The sequence below is a fragment of the Streptomyces sp. NPDC001450 genome (assembly GCF_053597295.1).
The window spans coordinates 40,884-61,874 of the sequence record NZ_JBSFHY010000017.1; the positions used below are offsets into that span (position 1 = coordinate 40,884).

The window sequence follows — 20,991 nt, forward strand, 5'->3', positions numbered from 1 at the left end:
GGTCCAACTCTCAAGTGACGGAATCGGCGTGATGAGCAAGACGACAGTCAAAGACGTCTCCACGGAGCCCGGACCCGAGCGTGCCGTCGACGCACCCGGCACGGTGGGCGGCAGCCGCGCCTTCGCCCTGCTGCTGGTGATCACCGGCGCCGCCGGACTGCTCGCCGCCTGGGTCATCACGATCGACAAGTTCAAGCTGCTGGAAGCCAAGGTCGCGGGCAAGACGTTCACCCCAGGGTGCAGCCTCAACCCGGTCGTCTCCTGCGGCAGCGTCATGGAGAGCAAGCAGGCCGCCGCCTTCGGCTTCCCCAACCCGATGCTCGGCCTGGTCTGCTACGGCATCGTCATCTGCGTCGGCGTGAGCCTGCTGGCCCGCGCCCGTTTCCCGCGCTGGTACTGGCTCACCTTCAACTTCGGCACGCTCTTCGGCGTGAGCTTCTGCGCCTGGCTGATGTTCCAGTCGCTGTACCGGATCAACGCGCTGTGCCTGTGGTGCTCGCTGGCCTGGGTCGCGACGATCATCATGTTCTGGTACGTGACCTCGTTCAACATCCGCAACGACTTCCTGCCCGCCCCGCGCTGGCTGAAGTCCTTCTTCGGCGAGTTCACCTGGGTCGTGCCGGTCCTGCACGTCGGGATCATCGGCATGCTGATCCTGACCCGCTGGTGGGACTTCTGGACCAGCTGACATCCCCGGCCGGGTTGTCAGTGGGGTGACATAGGGTTTTCAGCGTGGAACCCGACCTGTTCACCGCCGCAGCAGAGGAACGCCAGGAGAAGGACCCGGCCGGCAGTCCCCTGGCGGTCCGTATGCGCCCGCGCACCCTCGACGAGGTGGTGGGCCAGCAGCACCTGCTCAAGCCGGGATCCCCGCTGCGCAGACTGGTCGGCGAGGGCAACGGCGGCCCGGCCGGACCGTCCTCGGTGATCCTCTGGGGCCCGCCCGGCATCGGCAAGACGACCCTCGCCTACGTCGTCTCCAAGGCCACCGACAAGCGGTTCGTGGAGCTGTCCGCGATCACCGCGGGCGTCAAGGAGGTCCGCGCGGTCATCGACGGAGCCCGCCGCGCCACCGGCGGCTTCGGCAAGGAGACCGTCCTCTTCCTGGACGAGATCCACCGTTTCAGCAAGGCCCAGCAGGACTCCCTGCTCCCCGCGGTCGAGAACCGCTGGGTGACCCTGATCGCGGCGACCACGGAGAACCCGTACTTCTCGGTGATCTCCCCGCTGCTGTCCCGCTCTCTCCTCCTCACCCTCGAACCCCTCACCGACGACGACATCCGCGGACTCCTGAAGCGGGCGCTGACCGACGAGCGCGGCCTCAAGGCGGCCGTGTCCCTCCCCGAGGCCGCCGAGGACCACCTCCTGCGCATCGCCGGCGGCGACGCCCGGCGCGCCCTGACCGCCCTGGAGGCCGCCGCCGGGGCCGCCCTCGACCAGGGCGAGACGGAGATCAGCCTCCAGACCCTGGAGCAGACCGTCGACCGAGCCGCGGTGAAGTACGACCGCGACGGCGACCAGCACTACGACGTCGCCAGCGCCCTGATCAAGTCCATCCGCGGCTCCGACGTCGACGCCGCCCTGCACTACCTGGCCCGCATGATCGAGGCCGGCGAGGACCCCCGCTTCATCGCCCGCCGCCTGATGATCTCCGCCAGCGAGGACATCGGCCTGGCCGACCCGGGCGCGCTGCCCATCGCGGTGGCCGCCGCCCAGGCCGTCGCCATGATCGGCTTCCCCGAGGCCGCCCTCACCCTCAGCCACGTCACCATCGCCCTCGCGCTCGCCCCCAAGTCCAACGCCGCGACCACCGCTATCGGCGCCGCCATGGAGGACGTCCGCAAGGGTCTGGCCGGACCCGTCCCGCCGCACCTGCGGGACGGCCACTACAAGGGCGCGGCCAAGCTCGGCCACGCGCAGGGGTACGTGTACCCGCACGACCTGCCCGAGGGAATCGCCCCGCAGCAGTACGCCCCGGACGCCCTCAAGGACCGCGAGTACTACACACCGACCCGGCACGGCGCCGAGGCCCGGTACGCGGACGCCGTCGAATGGACCCGCAAGCACCTCGGTCGCAGGCGGTCCTGAGCGCCCTGTAGAATCGCTCGAAGTGCTGAGTCCCGCGCAGTCAGAGCGGGACAGCCAGCCGGAGACCCAGTCCCTCGGGACTGACTCCAGGAGCGTCGCGCACCGTCGAACGGTGTCGCGGGCAGCCCACCACCACCCGGAGCCCCGGGAGAGGTCGGTGGGCCACTCGCGTGCTGCACGTATGTGCCCAGACCAGGGGAACGGCTGCCCGGCAGGTCCGATGCGGACCCGGCGGGATTCCCCGGCTGCGGATGCGACCTCCCTCAACTCTGACAAGCCGAAAACTAGGAAAGAGACAAAAGACAGTGGCGAACCAGTCCCGCCCCAAGGTCAAGAAGTCGCGTGCCCTCGGCATCGCGCTGACCCCGAAGGCCGTCAAGTACTTCGAGGCCCGCCCCTACCCGCCGGGTGAGCACGGCCGCGGCCGCAAGCAGAACTCGGACTACAAGGTCCGTCTGCTCGAGAAGCAGCGCCTGCGCGCTCAGTACGACATCTCCGAGCGCCAGCTGGTCCGCGCCTACGAGCGTGCGTCCAAGGTCCAGGGCAAGACCGGTGAGGCCCTGATCGTCGAGCTGGAGCGTCGTCTCGACGCGCTGGTCCTGCGTTCGGGCATCGCCCGCACGATCTACCAGGCCCGCCAGATGGTCGTCCACGGCCACATCCAGGTCAACGGCCAGAAGGTCGACAAGCCGTCCTTCCGTGTCCGTCCGGACGACGTCGTGCAGGTCCGCGACCGCTCCAAGGACAAGACGCTCTTCCAGATCGCCCGTGAGGGTGGCTTCGCCCCCGACGGTGAGACCCCGCGCTACCTGCAGGTGAACCTCAAGGCCCTGGCGTTCCGCCTGGACCGCGAGCCGAACCGCAAGGAGATCCCGGTGATCTGCGACGAGCAGCTCGTCGTCGAGTACTACGCCCGCTGATCCCAGCCCCGGCGCAGCACCTCAGCCCGCCGTCTCCCCACCCTTCCGGGTGGGCGAGGCGGCGGGTTCGCGTTTCCCGTCGTCACCGAGGGCGTGCGACACCGGTCCGCGCGGCGCGGGCTGGGGGACCCCCCTGCTCGAAGAGCTTGGGGGAGCCTCCAGCGGCCGTACACCGCCGCCCCCCAGCGCCCGCGCCACGGTCGCGTCCCCGTCCAGCCGCGCTCCCTCGCGCACGCACTCCTCGTACCGCTCGTCGCCGAGCGCCTGCCGGGCCGTTGCCTCGCACAGCTCGTGCGGGGCGTTGAAGTAGGCCGAGCCGAACAGCGGCAGCCCCACCGACGGCCACATCCGGCCCGCGGCGCCCTGCAGGACCGCCGCCTCGGCCGGGTCGCCCTCGGTCGCCGTCACCAGGGCCAGCAGCTCCAGCGTCAGCACCGAGCCGAGCAGATCGTGGAAGGCGTGCGCGTTGCCCAGACACTCCGCGAGCAGCTCCCGCGCGCCGGCCGGATCCCCGTCCCGCCAGGCCGCGTAGGCCAGCACGAACAGCGCGTACGACCGTGCCCAGCGCTCCCCGTGGTCCTCGCACACCCGGCGCACGTCCTCGCACAGCCGCACCGCCTCCGCCAGGTCCCCCTGGAAGGCCCGCGTCATCGCCAGCTCCACCTGGCCCATCAGCACGTTGCTGTTCAGCTCGCCGATCTCCTGATAGCGGTCGAGCGCCGAACGCAGCAGCTTTTCTGCGCGCGCCATGTCATCCGTGACCAGGGCCAGACAGCCGGTGCGGTGTTCCGCGTACGCCACCGCCGTCACGTCCGCGACCCGCTCCGCCTGCACCCTGCACTCCCGCAGCGCGGCCAGCGCCGGCACGGTGTCGCCCTGGAGGATCGCCACATAGCCGAGCACCCACAGCGCCTTCAGCCGGGACTGCTCGTACTCCGACTCCAGCTCCACGCTGCGCTCCAGCCAGCGCCGCCCCTCCGACAACCGTCCGCAGCCCGCCCAGCAGAACCACAGCGAGCCCGCCAGGTACTGGCCCAGATGCGCCTCTTCCGGCTCGGTCAGGCAGAACTCCAGGGCGGTGCGCAGGTTCGGCAGCTCGACCTCGACCCGCGCGGCCACCTCGCGCTGCCGGGGCGAGAACCACTCCAGCTCGCACCAGGTCGCAAGGCCCAGGTACCAGTCGCGGTGCCGCCGCCGCAGCCGTACCGCGTCCCCCGTCGCCTCCAGCCAGTCGGCGCCGTAGGCCCGGACCGTGTCCAGCATCCGGTAGCGGGGGCCCGTAGGGGTCTCCTCGCGGGAGAGGACCGACTGCGCGAGCAGCTCCGCCAGCACGTCCAGGACGTCCTCGGCGGCCAGCCCGTCCCCGCTGCACACGTACTCGGCCGCTTCCAGGTCGAAGGTCTGCGCGAACACCGAGAGCCGCGCCCACAGCAGCCGCTCGGCCGGCGTGCACAGCTCATGGCTCCAGCCGATCGCCGTCCGCAGCGTCTGATGGCGGGGGAGAGCGTCCCGGCCGCCACCGGTCAGCAGCCGGAACCGGTCGTCCAGCCGCTCCAGCAGCTGCGCCGGTGACAGCGCCCGCAGCCGCCCCGCGGCCAGCTCCAGCGCCAGCGGGATCCCCTCCAGCCGGCGGCACAGCTCCCGCACCACCGGGCAGTCGCCCGTCGCCGGCCCATGCTGCCGGGCCCGGTCCGTGAACAGCTCCACCGCCTCGTCCTCGGCGAGCGGGGCCAGCGGGAACAGCCGCTCGCCCGTCAGCCCCAGCGGACGCCGCCCCACGGCCAGCACCCGCAGCTCCGGCAGCCTGCGCAGCAGCTCGGACACCAGGTCGGCGCAGGCCGCCACCAGATGCTCGAACCCGTCCAGCACCAGCAGGAAACGGCGGCCGGCGAGACGGTCGAGCAGGATCTCCCGGGGCATCCGGGTCGTGTGGTCGGTCAGCCCCAGCGCCTCCACGACCGCGTACTCCACGAACTGCGGATCCCGTACCGACGCCAGCTCGACCCTCGCCCGAGCTCTCGGCTCCGCGCGCGGCGCCGACCGGGCCGCCGCACGGGCGGCCAGCCGGGACTTGCCCACGCCGCCGACCCCGGTCACCGTCACCAGCCGGGCCGCCTCCATCGTCTGGGCCAGCTCGGCGAGTTCGGCCGAGCGCCCGACGAAAGCGGTGAGTTCAAAGGGCAGATCGCCGTCGGCGGAGGGGCCGGGGTGCTGAGGACCTCGCATGGGACACGGAGCGTACTGAACCGTGTTCATTCCGTACAATCGCTTCCCGCGACTCCGCCATCCGCCGACCGTAATCCGGTACGGAGCCCCACCCGTGGCGCGATAGGCTCGGTGCACTGTTTTATTCATGACTCCGATGTTCAGAGCACGTTTCAGGGATCAGGGAGCGGGTGCGCACAGTGTCCGGTGGAGAGGTGGCCGGGATCCTGGTGGCCGTGTTCTGGGCGATCCTGGTCTCCTTCCTCGCCGTCGCACTGGCGAGGCTGGCCCAGACGCTCAAGGCGACCACCAAGCTCGTGGCGGACGTGACCGACCAGGCCGTCCCGCTGCTCGCCGACGCCTCCGCCGCCGTGCGCTCCGCGCAGACCCAGATCGACCGGGTCGACGCGATCGCCTCCGACGTCCAGGAGGTCACGTCGAACGCCTCCGCGCTCTCGACCACCGTCGCCTCCACCTTCGGCGGCCCGCTGGTCAAGGTCGCGGCCTTCGGCTACGGCGTACGCCGGGCGATCGGCGGCCGCAAGGAGAACGGGCCCGCCAAGGAGCCCAGGCGTACCGTGATCGTGGGCCGTACGGTCCCGGCGGCACGGAAGCGGAGCAACCGGGGAAAGAAGGACTGACCGAGCGATGTTCCGCCGTACGTTCTGGTTCACCACGGGTGTCGCCGCCGGTGTCTGGGCCACCACCAAGGTCAACCGCAAGCTGAAGCAGCTGACCCCCGAGAGCCTCGCCGCGACCGCGGCCAACAAGGCCCTGGAGACCGGTCAGCGCCTCAAGGACCGTGCGGTCGGCTTCGCACTCGACGTCCGCGACAACATGGCGCAGCGCGAGGCCGAGCTGGAGGAGGCGCTGGGTATCCAGGAGAACCCCGAACTCCCCGCACCCCGGCGGTACACCGCCATCGAGAACGACCGCAGCAACCCGAAGTACATCGAAGCCCCGATGTACTCGTACAACCGGAATGAGGACCACTGATGGAGTCGGCCGAGATTCGCCGCCGCTGGCTGAGCTTCTTCGAGGAGCGCGGGCACACCGTCGTCCCTTCGGCGTCGCTCATCGCGGACGACCCGACTCTGCTCCTCGTCCCCGCCGGCATGGTGCCCTTCAAGCCCTATTTCCTGGGTGAGGTCAAGCCGCCGTTCCCGCGCGCCACCAGCGTGCAGAAGTGCGTGCGCACCCCCGACATCGAAGAGGTCGGCAAGACCACGCGCCACGGCACGTTCTTCCAGATGTGCGGCAACTTCTCCTTCGGCGACTACTTCAAGGAAGGCGCCATCAAGCTCGCCTGGGAGCTGCTCACCAACCCCCAGGACAAGGGCGGTTACGGCCTCGACCCCGAGCGCCTGTGGATCACCGTCTACCAGGACGACGACGAGGCCGAGCAGATCTGGCACGAGGTCGTCGGCGTGCCCAAGGAGCGCATCCAGCGCCTGGGCATGAAGGACAACTTCTGGTCCATGGGCGTCCCCGGCCCCTGCGGCCCCTGCTCCGAGATCAACTACGACCGCGGCCCCGAGTTCGGCGTCGAGGGCGGCCCCGCCGTCAACGACGAGCGGTACGTGGAGATCTGGAACCTCGTCTTCATGCAGTACGAGCGTGGCGAGGGCATCGGCAAGGACAACTTCGAGATCCTCGGGGACCTGCCGAGCAAGAACATCGACACGGGCCTCGGCCTGGAGCGCCTCGCCATGATTCTGCAGGGCGTGCAGAACATGTACGAGATCGACACGTCCATGGCCGTCATCAACAAGGCCACCGAGCTGACCGGCGTGCGCTACGGCGACGCCCACGGCTCGGACGTGTCCCTCCGCGTGGTCACCGACCACATGCGCACGGCCACGATGCTCATCGGCGACGGGGTCACCCCGGGCAACGAGGGCCGTGGCTACGTCCTGCGCCGCATCATGCGCCGCGCCATCCGAAACATGCGTCTGCTGGGCGCCACCGGTCCGGTCGTCAAGGACCTGATCGACGTCGTCATCGGCATGATGGGCCAGCAGTACCCGGAGCTGGTCACCGACCGCGAGCGCATCGAGAAGGTCGCCCTCGCCGAGGAGAACGCCTTCCTGAAGACGCTGAAGGCCGGCACCAACATCCTCGACACCGCCGTCACCGAGACCAAGCAGGCCGGTTCCTCGGTCCTGGCCGGCGACAAGGCGTTCCTGCTCCACGACACCTGGGGCTTCCCGATCGACCTCACCCTCGAGATGGCCGCCGAGCAGGGGCTGTCCGTGGACGAGGAGGGCTTCCGCCGCCTGATGAAGGAGCAGCGGGAGCGCGCCAAGGCCGACGCCCAGGCCAAGAAGACCGGCCACGCCGACATGGGCGCCTACCGCGAGATCGCCGACTCCGCCGGCGAGACCGACTTCATCGGCTACAGCGACACCGAGGGCGAGTCCACGATCGTCGGCCTCCTGGTCGACGGCGTCTCCTCCCCGGCCGCCACCGAGGGCGACGAGGTCGAGGTCGTCCTCGACCGCACCCCGTTCTACGCCGAGGGCGGCGGCCAGATCGGCGACACCGGCCGGATCAAGGTCGACTCCGGTGCCGTGATCGAGATCCGTGACTGCCAGAAGCCGGTCCCGGGCGTGTACGTCCACAAGGGCGTCGTCCAGGTCGGCGAGGTCACGGTCGGTGCCAAGGCCCACGCCTCCATCGACGCCCGCCGCCGCAAGGCCATCGCCCGTGCCCACTCGGCCACCCACCTGACCCACCAGGCCCTGCGCGACGCCCTCGGCCCGACGGCCGCCCAGGCCGGTTCCGAGAACCAGCCCGGCCGCTTCCGTTTCGACTTCGGCTCCCCCTCCGCCGTCCCGACGGCCGTGATGACCGACGTCGAACAGAAGATCAACGAGGTGCTCGCCCGCGACCTCGACGTGCACGCCGAGGTCATGGGCATCGACGAGGCCAGGAAGCAGGGCGCCATCGCCGAGTTCGGCGAGAAGTACGGCGAGCGGGTCCGCGTGGTGACCATCGGCGACTTCTCCAAGGAGCTGTGCGGCGGCACGCACGTGCACAACACCGCCCAGCTGGGCCTGGTGAAGCTGCTCGGCGAGTCCTCCATCGGCTCGGGTGTCCGCCGTATCGAGGCCCTGGTCGGCGTTGACGCCTACAACTTCCTCGCCCGCGAGCACACGGTCGTCAACCAGCTGACCGAGCTGCTCAAGGGCCGCTCGGAGGAGCTGCCGGAGAAGGTCTCCTCGATGCTCGGCAAGCTGAAGGACGCCGAGAAGGAGATCGAGAAGTTCCGCGCCGAGAAGGTGCTGCAGGCCGCCGCCGGTCTCGCCGAGTCCGCCAAGGACATCAGGGGCATCGCACTTGTCACCGGCCAGGTCCCGGACGGCACCACGCCGGACGACCTGCGCAAGCTGGTCCTCGACGTGCGCGGCCGCATCCAGGGCGGCCGGGCCGCCGTGGTCGCCCTGTTCACGGTCAACAACGGCAAGCCGCTGACCGTCATCGCCACCAACGAGGCCGCCCGCGAGCGTGGTCTCAAGGCCGGTGACCTGGTCCGTACCGCCGCCAAGACCCTCGGTGGCGGCGGTGGCGGCAAGCCGGACGTCGCCCAGGGCGGCGGCCAGAACCCGGCCGCCGTCGGCGAGGCCGTGGAGGCCGTCGAGCGACTTGTCGTCGAGACCGCCAAGTGACAGTGAAGTAAGGAAACGGTCGGAAATGCGCAGAGGACGCCGACTCTCGATCGACGTCGGGGACGCCCGGATCGGGGTCGCCTCGTGCGACCCCGACGGGATCCTCGCCACTCCGGTGGAGACCGTCCCCGGCCGGGACATCCCGGCCGCCCACCGTCGGCTCAGGCAGCTGGTGGAGGAGTACGAACCGATCGAGGTCGTCGTCGGACTCCCTCGCTCCCTCAAGGGGGGCGAGGGTCCGGCCGCGCAGAAGGTCCGCGCCTTCGCCCAGGAACTCGCCAAGGGCATCAAGCCCGTTCCGGTTCGGCTGGTGGACGAGCGGATGACGACCGTGACGGCCAGTCAGGGACTGCGCGCCTCGGGGGTGAAATCCAAGAAGGGCCGGGCCGTCATCGACCAGGCGGCAGCCGTCATCATCCTGCAGCAGGCCCTGGAATCCGAACGGGTGTCAGGTAAAGCACCCGGCGAGGGCGTCGAAGTGGTCATCTGATCGCGATACGGTAACGTTCCGCGCGATGCGGCGGTGTTCGAACAGCCGCCGCACAGCAAGAGGCGGAACGGAAGCCGGTCCACCGGCCATGCGACCGTCGGCCTCGCGGCTCTAGGGGATCGATGACTGAGTATGGCCGGGGCCCTGGCTCCGAACCGTGGCATCCGGAGGACCCGTTGTACGGGGACGGCGGATGGAGAGGACAGCAGGCCCACGTGGGCCAGCAGTCCTCCTACGACGGCCAGGCGCAGCAGCAGTACCCGCAGCCGCAGTACGGCGAGTGGACCCAGGGGCAGCAGCCCGGGTACGACCAGCAGCAGTACCCGCACTACGACGAGCAGGGCCAGCAGCAGTACGGCCAGCAGTACACCGGTCAAAACCAGCAGTACGCGGTGCAGACCCCGCAGCAGTACCAGCACCAGGGCGGCTGGGACGCGTCCGGCACGCACGGCCAGGTGCCGTACGCGCCCGACCCCGGCGACCCGTACGGCCAGCAGCCCGCGGCCTACGGCGGGGAGCAGCCCGACTTCTACGGCACGGAGGACGCCTACCCACCGCCGGTGCCGCCCAGCCGCAGGCGTCCCGAGTCGAAACCGCAACCGGACCCCGAGACCGGCTGGGACCCGGGCGAGGACCAGGGCGAGCACGCCTTCTTCGCCGGAGGCGGCGATGACGACGACGCCGACGACGAGGCGGAGAGCCGGTCCGGCCGCGGCGAACGGCGCGGCAAGAAACCGGTCAAGAGCAAGAAGCGGCGCACCGGCTGCGCCTGCATGGTGGTCGTCCTGGTCTTCGGCGGCGGCCTCGGCACGGTCGGCTACTTCGGCTACAAGTACTACCAAAATCGTTTCGGCCCGGCCCCGGACTACGCGGGCAGCGGCAACGGCGAACAGGTCACGGTCACCATCCCGAAGGGCGCCGGCGGCTGGGAGATCGGTCAGAAGCTGAAGGAGGCGGGCGTCGTCGAGAGCGCGGACGCGTTCGTCTCCGCGCTGCAGGCGAACCCCAAGGGCAAGGGGCTCCAGGAAGGCGTCTACACGCTGGAGAAGCAGATGTCCGCCGCCAGCGCCGTGCAGTTGATGCTCGACCCGAAGAGCCAGAACAATGTGATCGTCACGCCCGGCGAGCGCAACGCGGGTGTCTACGCGGCGATCGACAAGAAACTCGAACTGTCCACCGGCACCACCCGGAAGCTCGCCAAGCAGGAATACAAGAAGCTCGGTCTGCCGAGCTGGGCGCAGCGCAGCAGCGAAATCCAGGACCCGCTGGAGGGCTTCCTGTTCCCGGGTACCTATGCGGCCGCGAAGGGCATGAAGCCCGACGCGATCCTGAAGCAGATGGTCACCCAGGCCAAGGAGAAGTACGCCGCCTACGACCTGCCGTCGAAGGCGAAGACGCTGGGTCTGAACAACCCGTTCCAGCTCGTCACGGTCATGAGCCTGGTCCAGGCCGAGGGCAAGACGCACGACGACTTCCGCAAGATGGCGGAAGTGGTCTACAACCGTCTGAAGCCCACCAACACCGAGACCAACCAGCTGCTCCAGTTCGACTCGACGTACAACTACCTCAAGGGCACGAGCAACATCCACATCTCCGAGAAGGAGATCAACAGCAACCAGAGCCCGTACAACACCTACACCCACAAGGGCCTTCCGCCCGGTCCGATCGGTAACCCCGGTGAGGACGCGATGAAGGCGGCACTGAATCCGACCCACGACGGCTGGATGTATTTCGTGGCGACCGACGGTGTGAACAACACCGAATTCGCCAAGACCAACGAAGAATTCGAAAAGCTCAAGGAAAAATTCAATGCCTCCTCGGGCAACTGACGCCCGCCGGGCCGCCGTGCTCGGATCGCCCATCGCGCACTCCCTCTCCCCGGTGCTGCACCGGGCGGCCTACGAAGCACTCGGACTCACCGACTGGTCGTACGGCCGCTTCGAGATCGACGAGGCCGCCCTGCCCGGCTTCATCGAGAAGCTCGGGCCGGAGTGGGCGGGGCTGTCGCTGACCATGCCGCTGAAGCGGGCGGTCATTCCGCTGGTGGACGAGATCAGCGAGACGGCCGCGTCGGTCGACGCCGTCAACACCGTGGTCTTCACCGAGGACGGCCGTCGCATCGGCGACAACACGGACATCCCGGGCATGGTGGCCGCCCTGCGCGAGCACGGCATCGAACAGGTCGACTCCGCGGCGATCCTGGGCGCCGGCGCCACCGCCTCCTCGGCGCTGGCCGCGCTCGCCCGGGTCTGCACCGGCGAGGTCGTCGCCTACGTCCGCAGCGAGGCCCGAGCCGCCGAGATGCGTCAGTGGGGCGAGCGGCTCGACGTGGACGTCCGTACGGCGCACTGGGCGGACGCGCGGGAGGCCCTGAAGGCGCCCCTGGTGATCGCCACCACCCCGGCCGGGACCACCGACGCCCTCGCCACCGCCGTACCCGAGCGCCCCGCCACCCTCTTCGACGTGCTCTACGACCCCTGGCCCACCGACCTGGCGGCCCGCTGGTCGATGTTCGGCGGCGCCGTCGTCAGCGGCCTCGACCTGCTGGTCCACCAGGCCGTTCTCCAGGTCGAGCAGATGACCGGCCGCTCCCCGGCGCCCCTGGAGGCCATGCGGCACGCCGGGGAGCAGGCGCTCGCCGCGCGCTGAACGGCCGCCTCCGTTCCGCCGCCGTGTCCCGCCTGCTGGACCAGCGGCCGGATACCGCCCCCGGACGTGGGAGGATCGGAGGTGGCGGACCGGGGTCGCGCACCCGGTGGCGCCGTCGCCGTACGCGAGGACGTGCGTACGCAGGGCAGTACCGGGCGCGAACACTGAGGAGCACCGTTGAGCAGGCTGCGTTGGCTGACCGCGGGGGAGTCCCACGGTCCCGCACTTGTCGCGACGCTGGAGGGGCTTCCCGCCGGCGTGCCGATCACGACGGAGATGGTGGCGGACCACCTGGCGCGGCGGCGGCTCGGCTATGGCCGCGGTGCGCGGATGAAGTTCGAGCGTGACGAGGTCACCTTCCTGGGGGGTGTCCGGCACGGTCTCACCCTCGGCTCCCCGATCGCGATCATGGTGGGCAACACCGAGTGGCCCAAGTGGGAGCAGGTCATGGCGGCCGACCCGGTCGACCCCGAGATCCTCGGCGGCCTCGCCCGCAACGCGCCGCTGACCCGGCCCCGGCCCGGCCACGCCGACCTCGCCGGCATGCAGAAGTACGGCTTCGACGAGGCCCGGCCGATCCTGGAGCGCGCCTCCGCCCGTGAGACCGCCGCGCGCGTGGCCCTCGGCGCCGTCGCCCGCTCCTACCTGAAGGAGACGGCCGGCATCGAGATCGTCTCCCACGTCGTCGAGCTGGCCTCCGCCAAGGCCCCGTACGGCGTCTACCCGACCCCGGCCGACGTCGAGAAGCTGGACGCCGACCCGGTGCGCTGCCTGGACGCCGACGCGTCGAAGGCGATGGTCGCGGAGATCGACCAGGCCCACAAGGACGGCGACACCCTCGGCGGTGTGGTCGAGGTGCTCGCCTACGGCGTCCCGGTCGGCCTGGGCTCGCACGTGCACTGGGACCGCCGGCTGGACGCCCGGCTCGCCGCCGCCCTCATGGGCATCCAGGCGATCAAGGGCGTCGAGGTCGGCGACGGCTTCGAGCTGGCCCGGGTGCCCGGCTCCAAGGCGCACGACGAGATCCTCAGCACCCCCGAGGGCATCAAGCGGTCCAGCGGACGCTCCGGCGGCACCGAGGGCGGCCTGAGCACCGGCGAGCTGCTGCGCGTGCGCGCCGCGATGAAGCCGATCGCGACCGTGCCCCGGGCCCTGCAGACCGTCGACGTCTCCACCGGCGAGGCCGCACAGGCCCACCACCAGCGCTCCGACGTGTGCGCGGTCCCGGCCGCCGGCATCGTCGCCGAGGCCATGGTGGCGCTCGTCCTCGCCGACGCCGTCGCGGAGAAGTTCGGCGGCGACTCCGTTCCCGAGACCCGGCGGAACGTGCAGTCGTACCTCGACAACCTCGCCATCCGGTGACCGCCGTGCCTGCGGTCGTACTGGTCGGCCCGATGGGCGTGGGCAAGTCCACCGTCGGGCAGCTGCTGGCCGAGCGGCTCGGCGTCGCGTACCGGGACACCGACGACGACATCGTCACCGCCGAGGGCCGGACCATCGCCGAGATCTTCGTGGACGACGGCGAGGCCGCCTTCCGCACGATCGAGAAGCGCACCGTGCACACCGCGCTCGCCGAGCACGAGGGCGTCCTCGCGCTCGGCGGCGGGGCGATCCTCGACGCGGACACGCGCGCGCTGCTCGCCGGGCACCGGGTGGTCTACCTCTCCATGGACGTGGAGGAGGCGGTCAAGCGCACCGGCCTGAACGCGGCCCGCCCGCTGCTCGCGGTCAATCCGCGCAAGCAGTGGCGCGAGCTGATGGAGGCCCGCCGTCACCTGTACGAGGAGGTCGCCACCGCCGTCGTGCCGACCGACGGCCGCACCCCCGAAGAGGTCACCCAAGCAGCGCTGGACGCACTGGAGTTGAAAGAAGCATGAGCGAGGCAGTCACCCGGATCCAGGTCGCCGGCACCGCGGGCACCGACCCGTACGAGGTGCTGGTCGGCCGGCAACTCCTGGGCGAGCTGGCCGGGTTGATCGGGTCGAGGGTCAAGCGCGTCGCGGTGATCCATCCCGAGGCGCTCGCCGAGACCGGCGACGCACTGCGCGCCGACCTGGCCGAGCAGGGCTACGAGGCCGTCGCCGTCCAGGTGCCCAACGCGGAGGAGGCCAAGACCGCCGAGGTCGCCGCCTACTGCTGGAAGGCGCTGGGCCAGTCCGGCTTCACCCGTACCGACGTCATCGTCGGCGTCGGCGGCGGTGCCACCACGGACCTCGCCGGGTTCGTGGCCGCGACCTGGCTGCGCGGGGTGCGCTGGATCGCCATCCCCACCACCGTGCTCGCCATGGTCGACGCGGCCGTCGGCGGCAAGACCGGCATCAACACGGCCGAGGGCAAGAACCTGGTGGGCGCCTTCCACCCGCCGGCCGGTGTCCTGTGCGACCTGGCCGCGCTGGACTCCCTCCCGGTCAACGACTACGTCTCCGGGCTCGCGGAGATCATCAAGGCCGGCTTCATCGCCGATCCGGTGATCCTCGACCTCATCGAGGCCGACCCCGAGGCCGCCCGCACTCCGGCCGGCCCGCACACGGCCGAGCTGATCGAGCGCTCGATCCGGGTCAAGGCGGACGTCGTCTCCTCGGACCTGAAGGAATCCGGCCTCCGGGAGATCCTGAACTACGGCCACACGCTCGGCCACGCGATCGAGAAGAACGAGCGCTACAAGTGGCGGCACGGCGCGGCGGTCGCGGTCGGCATGCACTTCGCCGCCGAACTGGGCCGTCTGGCGGGCCGGTTGGACGACGCGACGGCGGACCGCCACCGCACCGTCCTCGAGGCGGTGGGCCTGCCGCTGCACTACCGCTACGACCAGTGGCCCAAGCTGCTGGAGACGATGAAGGTCGACAAGAAGTCCCGCGGTGACCTGCTGCGCTTCATCGTCCTGGACGGGCTGGCGAAGCCGACCGTCCTGGAGGGCCCGGACCCGGCGGTCCTCCTCGCCGCCTACGGAGAAGTGGGCCAGTAGGAAGTGGGCCAGTAAGTCCTCTGCTGTTCCCTTCTGCCCGATTCCCTTTCCGGGCCGGGCACTTCGGACCGCCCCCGGTCGTTTCACCAAACGACGGCCGGGGGCGGTACCGTTCGGTAGGGAGCGGGCTCCGTACCCGCCTGCCAGCGCCAAATGTGTGTACGAGACGGAGTGGCAACGGATGCAGCACGCAGTGGGGTCTCCGCTGCCGCCGCCCCACCAGCCGGGGCAGGGACCGCACGCCGGCTGGGCGTCGGCCGCACACCACCCGGGAGTCCCACAGGGTCCCGCACCCGTGCCCCCGCCGCCACCCGGCTACCCCGGAGTCGGACCATCCGTACCCCCCTCCGGCCCCATGTCGCCCGCGCCTCCGCAGCACGCCCCCGTCCCGCCGCCCGACACGACCGGTCACGTACCGCTGCCGCCCGGCGGCCCGGTCGGTGTGCCCACCGCACCCCCGGCCGCGGCTGCCGTCCCGGACCCGACGACCACCACCCTGGCCGTCCTGCTGATCGGCCCCGCGGGCGCGGGCAAGACGAGCGTGGCCAAGTACTGGGCGGACCACCGCCGGGTGCCCACCGCCCATATCAGCCTGGACGACGTACGCGAATGGGTCCGCGCGGGCTACGCGAACCCGCAGTCGGGGTGGAACGACAACTCCGAGGCCCAGTACCGCCTGGCCCGCCGCACCTGCGGCTTCGCCGCCCGGAACTTCCTGGCCAACGGCATCTCCTGCATCCTCGACGACGCCGTCTTCCCGGACCGCCCCGTCGTGGGCCTCGGCGGCTGGAAACGGCACGTCGGCCCCGGCCTGCTCCCGGTCGTGCTCCTGCCGGGCCTCGACATCGTCCTGGAACGCAACGCCGAGCGCATCGGCAACCGTCGCCTCACCGACGAGGAGGTGGCCCGCATCCACGGCCGCATGGCCGGCTGGTACGGCTCAGGCCTCCCGATCATCGACAACTCCCAGCTGGACGTCCCCGGCACGGCCCGCGTCCTGGACGAGGTCCTGACCAGAGCACTGGCAAGCCCCCCGAGCTGGTGACCAAGGCGACCTGGAGCCACCCCAGGGGTGCGGGGCGGTATCGATATGCGGCTCCGCATCGATGTGCGGCTCGCCGCGCGGGCGCGATTTCAACCCCCACCGGCCCGCACCGGCACACAACCGCACCACCCCCACCGACCCCACTCGGCCCCCATCAACCAGCGCAAGCCGGACAAAACTCCTACGATCATCTCATGTCAGAGGTGTACGCGACCCGCCGAGCCCAGCTGAGGGAACGCTGCAACGCGGCCGGCACCGCAGCAGCGCTCATCTCGCGCCCTGCCAACGTGCGCTATCTCGCCGGCGCCGCCCCGCAGGGCTCCGTGCTGTTGCTGGGCAAGAGCGAGAACCTGCTGGTCTGCGCCGGCCCGCTGGACGACCGGCCGACCGAGGGCCGTCCCGACGAGGCCCTGACCGTGCAAGTCCTGCCCTCGCCGGGCGGCGACCCCGCGGTCACTGCAGCCGGCCTCGCCGCAGCGCAGGGGGCCGAATCCCTCGCGGTGGAGGAACACCACCTCACCGTCGCCCGCCACCGGGCCCTCTCCTCCGTCGCCCCCAAGGTGCGCCTCGCCGACCTCGGCGGAGCCGTCGAGCAGCTCAGGGTCGTCAAGGACGAGGAGGAGATCTCCTGCCTCCGCATCGGCGCCGAGATCGCCGACCAGGCCCTCGGCGAGCTGCTGGAGTCCATCCTGGTCGGCCGCACCGAACGGCACCTCGCGCTGGAGCTGGAGCGGCGCCTGGTCGACCATGGTGCCGACGGGCCCGCATTCCCGACCTCGGTGGCCACCGGTCCGAACGCCGGTCGCCGTGGCCACCGCCCCACCGACCGCCGTGTGGAGGAAGGCGACTTCCTCTCCGTCTGCCTGGGCGCCACCTACCGCGGCTACCGCTGCGAGATCGGCCGTACCTTCGTCATCGGCACCTCGCCCGCCGACTGGCAGATCGAGCTGTACGACCTGGTCTTCGCAGCCCAGCGCGCCGGACGCGAGTCCCTGGCGCCGGGTGCCGCCTACCGCGACGTCGACCGTGCGGCACGCCAGGTGCTGGGCTCCGCGGGCTATGCTGAGGCTCTACCACCGCTGACGGGACACGGCGTCGGACTCGAAATCGACGAGGACCCGCAGCTTGGCCCTGCGGCCATGGGTAAACTGGACGCTTGCGTGCCGGTCACCGTCGAACCGGGGGTCCACCTCCCGGGCCGGGGCGGCGTCCGGATCGATGACACGCTCGTCGTACGCCCTGAGGCGGACGGCGGACCCGAGCTACTCACCATCACGACCAAGGAGCTGCTCGCGCTCTAGCCTCGCGCTGTGCGCATGCCCCGGGGTCGTACGTCAGTCCAGGAGATTCCGCAACCGTGGCTTCCACGAACGACCTCAAGAACGGCATGGTGCTCAAGCTCGAAGGCGGCCAGCTCTGGTCCGTCGTCGAGTTCCAGCACGTCAAGCCCGGCAAGGGCCCGGCCTTCGTGCGCACCAAGCTCAAGAACGTGCTCTCCGGCAAGGTCGTCGACAAGACCTTCAACGCCGGCGTCAAGGTCGAGACGGCCACTGTCGACAAGCGCGACATGCAGTTCTCGTACATGGACGGCGAGTACTTCGTCTTCATGGACATGGAGACCTACGACCAGCTGATGGTCGACCGCAAGGCCGTCGGCGACGCCGCCAACTTCCTCATCGAGGGCTTCACGGCCACCGTCGCGCAGCACGAGGGCGAGGTGCTCTTCGTCGAGCTCCCGGCCGCCGTCGAGCTCGTCATCCAGGAGACCGAGCCGGGCGTCCAGGGCGACCGCTCCACCGGTGGCACCAAGCCCGCCACCCTGGAGACCGGCCACCAGATCCAGGTCCCCCTCTTCATCACCACCGGTGAGAAGATCAAGGTCGACACCCGTACGAGCGACTACCTCGGCCGGGTGAACAGCTAACCGTGGCTGCCCGCAACACGGCCCGCAAACGTGCCTTCCAGATCCTCTTCGAGGGCGACCAGCGCGGCGCCGACGTCCTGACGGTCCTCGCGGACTGGATCCGGCTGTCCCGGTCCGACACCCGGCAGCCGCCGGTGAGCGAGTACACGATGCAGCTGGTCGAGGGCTACTCGGAGCACGCGAAGCGCATCGACGAGCTGATCTCCCAGTACGCGGTGGGCTGGACGCTCGACCGGATGCCGGTCGTCGACCGGAACATCCTGCGCCTGGGCGCCTACGAGCTGATCTGGGTGGACGAGACCCCGGACGCCGTCGTCCTGGACGAGATGGTGCAGCTCGCGAAGGAGTTCTCCACGGACGAGTCCCCCTCGTTCGTCAACGGCCTGCTCGGCCGGTTCAAGGAGCTGAAGCCGTCGCTGCGCCGGGACGAGGCGTAGGCGGTACGACAGACGCCGGAGGGCCCGCAGCGAGCGCATGCTGCGGGCCCTCCGGCGTTTCGCCGGACAGTCGAACGGCATCCACGAAAACACCGCCGGGGTGCCCCGAACCGTGCGGTTCAGGCCACCCCGGCGGCACGTTTCTGCTCAGCTGTCGCAGGCGGTCAGGCCTCTTCGTGGGTGGCCACCGCGCGGCGCGCGTCCGAGTCCAGGACACCCCAGCTGATCAGCTGCTCGGTGAGGACCGAGGGGGACTGGTCGTAGATGACGGCGAGGGTGCGCAGGTCGTCCTGGCGGATCGAGAGCACCTTCCCGTTGTAGTCGCCGCGCTGGGACTGGATGGTCGCCGCGTAGCGCTGCAGGGGGCCCGCCTTCTCGGCCGGCACGGTGGCCAGCCGCTCCAGGTCCAGAACCAGCTTCGGCGGCGGCTCGGCGGCGCCGCCCGGCGTGGTGCCCGGCAGGAGCTCCTGCACGGGGACACCATAGAAATCGGCCAACTCGGCGAGACGCTGCACGGTCACGGCACGGTCACCGCGCTCATACGAACCGACCACCACGGCCTTCCAGCGACCCTGGGACTTCTCCTCGACACCGTGGAGGGAAAGGCCCTGCTGGGTGCGGATGGCCCGGAGCTTGGCCCCGAGCTGCTTGGCGTATTCGCTGGACATATAGCTCCCCGGACACTGTGTCGACGCGGTCGGTTGGGTTTCCCGCCGCGCGGCTGGTAACTCACTGTGAGGTTACGCAGCGTGACTCTCATGCGTCAAGCCGAATGGTCCACACCGACTCTTCCGTGGTAGTGGCAGCCGATTGCGCCAGGCGGGTGATCGACGCCCGCTCCGGACCTGCTACGGTGGATGGCGCAAATCCGACGTCCTTTAAGGTCCGTCCCGTGAGGCGGAGAAGGAGGTCCGTTTCGTATGGACTCGCACGCGAACCTGCATGCGTCCGATGCGCGGCCCGTACTCGAAGGCCCCGACATCGCACGGGTGCTGACCCGTATCGCCCACGAGATCGTCGAGCGCGCCAAGGGCGCCGACGACGTGGTGCTCCTCGGCATTCCGACCCGGGGTGTCTTCCTCGCCCGGCGGCTCGCCGCCAAGCTGGAGCAGATCACCGACCGCAAGGTCCCCGTCGGCTCGCTCGACATCACCATGTACCGCGACGACCTGCGCATGCACCCGCCGCGTGCGCTGGCCCGCACCGAGATCCCCGGTGACGGCATCGACGGCCGTCTGGTCGTCCTCGTCGACGACGTGCTCTTCTCCGGGCGCACCATCCGTGCCGCCCTCGACGCCCTGAACGACATCGGGCGCCCGCGCGCGGTGCAGCTCGCGGTCCTGGTCGACCGCGGCCACCGCGAACTGCCCATCCGCGCCGACTACGTCGGCAAGAACCTCCCCACGTCGCTGCGGGAGACGGTCAAGGTCCAGCTCGCCGAGGAGGACGGTCGTGACACCGTGCTGCTCGGCGTGAAGCCGGCCGACCAGTAGCAAGTCGGGCGCGCACGGCCGCTTCGGCGTGCCGACACGCGCACCGGTTTGCCCCACTGTGCCCTCTGGGGGGCGTCCCTCAGACCCCCGGATCCCGATGAACTGCCTTACGGAGCCTGACAGATGCAGCGTCATCTCATCTCGGCCGCCGACCTCACCCGCGACGACGCCGTCCTGATCCTCGACACCGCCGAGGAGATGGCCCGGGTCGCCGACCGGCCGATCAAGAAGCTGCCGACCCTGCGCGGCCGCACGATCGTCAACCTCTTCTTCGAGGACTCCACCCGGACCCGGATCTCCTTCGAGGCCGCGGAGAAGCGGCTGTCCGCGGACGTCATCAACTTCTCCGCCAAGGGCTCCAGCGTGTCCAAGGGCGAGTCCCTGAAGGACACCGCGCAGACCCTGGAGGCGATGGGCGTCGACGCCGTCGTCATCCGGCACGGTGCCTCCGGAGCCCCCTACCGCCTGGCCAACTCCGGCTGGATCGACGCCGCCGTCGTCAACGCCGGCGACGGCACCCACCAGCACCCCACGCAGGCCCTGCTGGACGCCTTCACCATGCGCCGCCGCCTGGTCGGCCGGGACGCCGGCCTCGGCCAGGACCTGGCCGGCAAGCGGATCACCATCGTCGGCGACGTCCTGCACAGCCGGGTCGCCCGCTCCAACGTCGACCTGCTGCACACCCTCGGCGCCGAGGTCACCCTCGTCGCCCCGCCCACCCTGGTGCCGGTCGGTGTCGAGGCCTGGCCGTGCGAGGTGTCGTACGACCTCGACAGCACCCTGCCGAAGTCCGACGCGGTGATGATGCTCCGGGTCCAGCGGGAGCGCATGAACGCCGCCTTCTTCCCGACCGAGCGCGAGTACTCGCGGCGCTACGGCCTCGACGGCGAGCGCATGGCGAAGATGCCCGAGCACGCCATCGTGATGCACCCCGGCCCGATGGTCCGCGGCATGGAGATCACCGCCGAGGTCGCCGACTCCGAGCGCTGCACCGTCGTCGAGCAGGTCGCGAACGGCGTCTCCATCCGGATGGCCGTCCTGTACCTGCTGCTCGGTGGAAACGAGCCCGCCGTCACCCACACCCGCACCAACGAGGAGAAGTAAGAC

General features: G+C 70.4%; 20 protein-coding genes. 18 read left to right on the plus strand and 2 right to left on the minus strand.

What is annotated here, in order from left to right:
• Positions 1 to 31 precede the first annotated feature (31 nt).
• The 3 genes from ACWC5O_RS20230 to rpsD all read left to right on the plus strand — a co-directional run bounded on the left by ACWC5O_RS20230 (position 32) and on the right by rpsD (position 3,008).
• Positions 32 to 688, plus strand: coding sequence for a vitamin K epoxide reductase family protein (locus tag ACWC5O_RS20230; protein WP_450588651.1), 657 nt, complete (start codon positions 32 to 34; stop codon positions 686 to 688).
• 44 nt (positions 689 to 732) lie between these two features.
• Complete coding sequence (locus ACWC5O_RS20235; RefSeq protein WP_450588653.1) at positions 733 to 2,088, plus strand: replication-associated recombination protein A; 1,356 nt, start codon at positions 733 to 735, stop codon at positions 2,086 to 2,088.
• 305 nt (positions 2,089 to 2,393) lie between these two features.
• Positions 2,394 to 3,008: a 30S ribosomal protein S4 gene (gene rpsD, locus ACWC5O_RS20240; RefSeq protein WP_020938857.1), complete on the plus strand. Its 615-nt coding sequence runs from the start codon at positions 2,394 to 2,396 to the stop codon at positions 3,006 to 3,008.
• A 21-nt stretch (positions 3,009 to 3,029) separates the two neighbouring features.
• Here rpsD and ACWC5O_RS20245 read toward each other — a convergent pair whose 3' ends face one another.
• Positions 3,030 to 5,234, minus strand: a complete 2,205-nt coding sequence (locus ACWC5O_RS20245) for an ATP-binding protein (RefSeq protein WP_450588656.1) — start codon at positions 5,232 to 5,234, stop codon at positions 3,030 to 3,032.
• 170 nt (positions 5,235 to 5,404) lie between these two features.
• On the opposite strand from ACWC5O_RS20245, the gene ACWC5O_RS20250 reads away from it, so the two are divergent.
• From ACWC5O_RS20250 to nusB, 13 genes are all read left to right on the plus strand, one after another.
• The gene (locus tag ACWC5O_RS20250) at positions 5,405 to 5,854 is read left to right on the plus strand and encodes a DUF948 domain-containing protein (RefSeq protein ID WP_450588658.1); all 450 of its coding nucleotides are present in this window, start codon (positions 5,405 to 5,407) and stop codon (positions 5,852 to 5,854) included.
• Positions 5,855 to 5,861: 7 nt separating this feature from the next.
• Positions 5,862 to 6,209 carry a hypothetical protein gene (locus ACWC5O_RS20255; RefSeq protein WP_450588660.1) on the plus strand — a complete coding sequence of 116 codons (348 nt, stop codon included), beginning with the start codon at positions 5,862 to 5,864 and terminating at the stop codon, positions 6,207 to 6,209.
• Entirely contained in the window at positions 6,209 to 8,881 is a 2,673-nt protein-coding gene (gene alaS, locus ACWC5O_RS20260; RefSeq protein ID WP_450588661.1) for an alanine--tRNA ligase, read from the plus strand. Before ACWC5O_RS20255 ends, alaS begins: the two co-directional genes overlap by 1 nt.
• A gap of 25 nt (positions 8,882 to 8,906) precedes the next feature.
• Complete coding sequence (gene ruvX / locus ACWC5O_RS20265; protein ID WP_450588663.1) at positions 8,907 to 9,371, plus strand: Holliday junction resolvase RuvX; 465 nt, start codon at positions 8,907 to 8,909, stop codon at positions 9,369 to 9,371.
• Positions 9,372 to 9,493: 122 nt separating this feature from the next.
• Positions 9,494 to 11,200, plus strand: a complete 1,707-nt coding sequence (gene mltG / locus ACWC5O_RS20270) for an endolytic transglycosylase MltG (RefSeq protein WP_450588665.1) — start codon at positions 9,494 to 9,496, stop codon at positions 11,198 to 11,200.
• Positions 11,181 to 12,020: a shikimate dehydrogenase gene (locus ACWC5O_RS20275; RefSeq protein ID WP_450588666.1), complete on the plus strand. Its 840-nt coding sequence runs from the start codon at positions 11,181 to 11,183 to the stop codon at positions 12,018 to 12,020. Before mltG ends, ACWC5O_RS20275 begins: the two co-directional genes overlap by 20 nt.
• A gap of 177 nt (positions 12,021 to 12,197) precedes the next feature.
• Positions 12,198 to 13,382 (plus strand): chorismate synthase, encoded by a 1,185-nt coding sequence (gene aroC / locus ACWC5O_RS20280; RefSeq protein ID WP_450588668.1) that lies wholly within the window; start codon positions 12,198 to 12,200, stop codon positions 13,380 to 13,382.
• A 32-nt stretch (positions 13,383 to 13,414) separates the two neighbouring features.
• Complete coding sequence (locus ACWC5O_RS20285; RefSeq protein WP_450588848.1) at positions 13,415 to 13,897, plus strand: shikimate kinase; 483 nt, start codon at positions 13,415 to 13,417, stop codon at positions 13,895 to 13,897.
• Positions 13,894 to 14,985 carry a 3-dehydroquinate synthase gene (gene aroB, locus ACWC5O_RS20290; RefSeq protein ID WP_450588670.1) on the plus strand — a complete coding sequence of 364 codons (1,092 nt, stop codon included), beginning with the start codon at positions 13,894 to 13,896 and terminating at the stop codon, positions 14,983 to 14,985. Before ACWC5O_RS20285 ends, aroB begins: the two co-directional genes overlap by 4 nt.
• Before the next feature lie 181 nt (positions 14,986 to 15,166).
• A complete protein-coding gene (locus ACWC5O_RS20295) occupies positions 15,167 to 16,030 on the plus strand; it encodes a Pro-rich N-terminal domain-containing protein (protein WP_450588671.1) in 864 nt (287 codons plus the stop codon).
• 194 nt (positions 16,031 to 16,224) lie between these two features.
• A complete protein-coding gene (locus ACWC5O_RS20300) occupies positions 16,225 to 17,331 on the plus strand; it encodes an aminopeptidase P family protein (protein WP_450588673.1) in 1,107 nt (368 codons plus the stop codon).
• 56 nt (positions 17,332 to 17,387) lie between these two features.
• Positions 17,388 to 17,954 carry an elongation factor P gene (efp, locus tag ACWC5O_RS20305; RefSeq protein ID WP_015661807.1) on the plus strand — a complete coding sequence of 189 codons (567 nt, stop codon included), beginning with the start codon at positions 17,388 to 17,390 and terminating at the stop codon, positions 17,952 to 17,954.
• A gap of 2 nt (positions 17,955 to 17,956) precedes the next feature.
• Positions 17,957 to 18,391 carry a transcription antitermination factor NusB gene (gene nusB / locus ACWC5O_RS20310; RefSeq protein WP_450588675.1) on the plus strand — a complete coding sequence of 145 codons (435 nt, stop codon included), beginning with the start codon at positions 17,957 to 17,959 and terminating at the stop codon, positions 18,389 to 18,391.
• 164 nt (positions 18,392 to 18,555) lie between these two features.
• On the opposite strand, the gene bldD is transcribed toward nusB, so the two are convergent.
• The gene (bldD, locus tag ACWC5O_RS20315) at positions 18,556 to 19,059 is read right to left on the minus strand and encodes a transcriptional regulator BldD (protein WP_450588677.1); all 504 of its coding nucleotides are present in this window, start codon (positions 19,057 to 19,059) and stop codon (positions 18,556 to 18,558) included.
• Between the two features lie 252 nt (positions 19,060 to 19,311).
• On the opposite strand from bldD, the gene pyrR reads away from it, so the two are divergent.
• Entirely contained in the window at positions 19,312 to 19,884 is a 573-nt protein-coding gene (gene pyrR / locus ACWC5O_RS20320) for a bifunctional pyr operon transcriptional regulator/uracil phosphoribosyltransferase PyrR (protein ID WP_450588679.1), read from the plus strand.
• 123 nt (positions 19,885 to 20,007) lie between these two features.
• Positions 20,008 to 20,988, plus strand: coding sequence for an aspartate carbamoyltransferase catalytic subunit (locus ACWC5O_RS20325; protein ID WP_450588681.1), 981 nt, complete (start codon positions 20,008 to 20,010; stop codon positions 20,986 to 20,988).
• The last annotated feature ends 3 nt before the right edge of the window (positions 20,989 to 20,991 follow it).

Coding starts and splice junctions, on each gene's coding strand:
- ACWC5O_RS20230 (WP_450588651.1), top strand. CDS start 32: ATGAGCAAGACGACAGTCAAAGACGTCTCCACGGAGCCCGGACCCGAG.
- ACWC5O_RS20245 (WP_450588656.1), bottom strand. CDS start 5,234: ATGCGAGGTCCTCAGCACCCCGGCCCCTCCGCCGACGGCGATCTGCCC.
- ACWC5O_RS20255 (WP_450588660.1), top strand. CDS start 5,862: ATGTTCCGCCGTACGTTCTGGTTCACCACGGGTGTCGCCGCCGGTGTC.
- alaS (WP_450588661.1), top strand. CDS start 6,209: ATGGAGTCGGCCGAGATTCGCCGCCGCTGGCTGAGCTTCTTCGAGGAG.
- ruvX (WP_450588663.1), top strand. CDS start 8,907: ATGCGCAGAGGACGCCGACTCTCGATCGACGTCGGGGACGCCCGGATC.
- mltG (WP_450588665.1), top strand. CDS start 9,494: ATGACTGAGTATGGCCGGGGCCCTGGCTCCGAACCGTGGCATCCGGAG.
- ACWC5O_RS20275 (WP_450588666.1), top strand. CDS start 11,181: ATGCCTCCTCGGGCAACTGACGCCCGCCGGGCCGCCGTGCTCGGATCG.
- ACWC5O_RS20285 (WP_450588848.1), top strand. CDS start 13,415: ATGGGCGTGGGCAAGTCCACCGTCGGGCAGCTGCTGGCCGAGCGGCTC.
- aroB (WP_450588670.1), top strand. CDS start 13,894: ATGAGCGAGGCAGTCACCCGGATCCAGGTCGCCGGCACCGCGGGCACC.
- ACWC5O_RS20295 (WP_450588671.1), top strand. CDS start 15,167: ATGCAGCACGCAGTGGGGTCTCCGCTGCCGCCGCCCCACCAGCCGGGG.
- ACWC5O_RS20300 (WP_450588673.1), top strand. CDS start 16,225: ATGTCAGAGGTGTACGCGACCCGCCGAGCCCAGCTGAGGGAACGCTGC.
- bldD (WP_450588677.1), bottom strand. CDS start 19,059: ATGTCCAGCGAATACGCCAAGCAGCTCGGGGCCAAGCTCCGGGCCATC.
- pyrR (WP_450588679.1), top strand. CDS start 19,312: ATGGACTCGCACGCGAACCTGCATGCGTCCGATGCGCGGCCCGTACTC.
- ACWC5O_RS20325 (WP_450588681.1), top strand. CDS start 20,008: ATGCAGCGTCATCTCATCTCGGCCGCCGACCTCACCCGCGACGACGCC.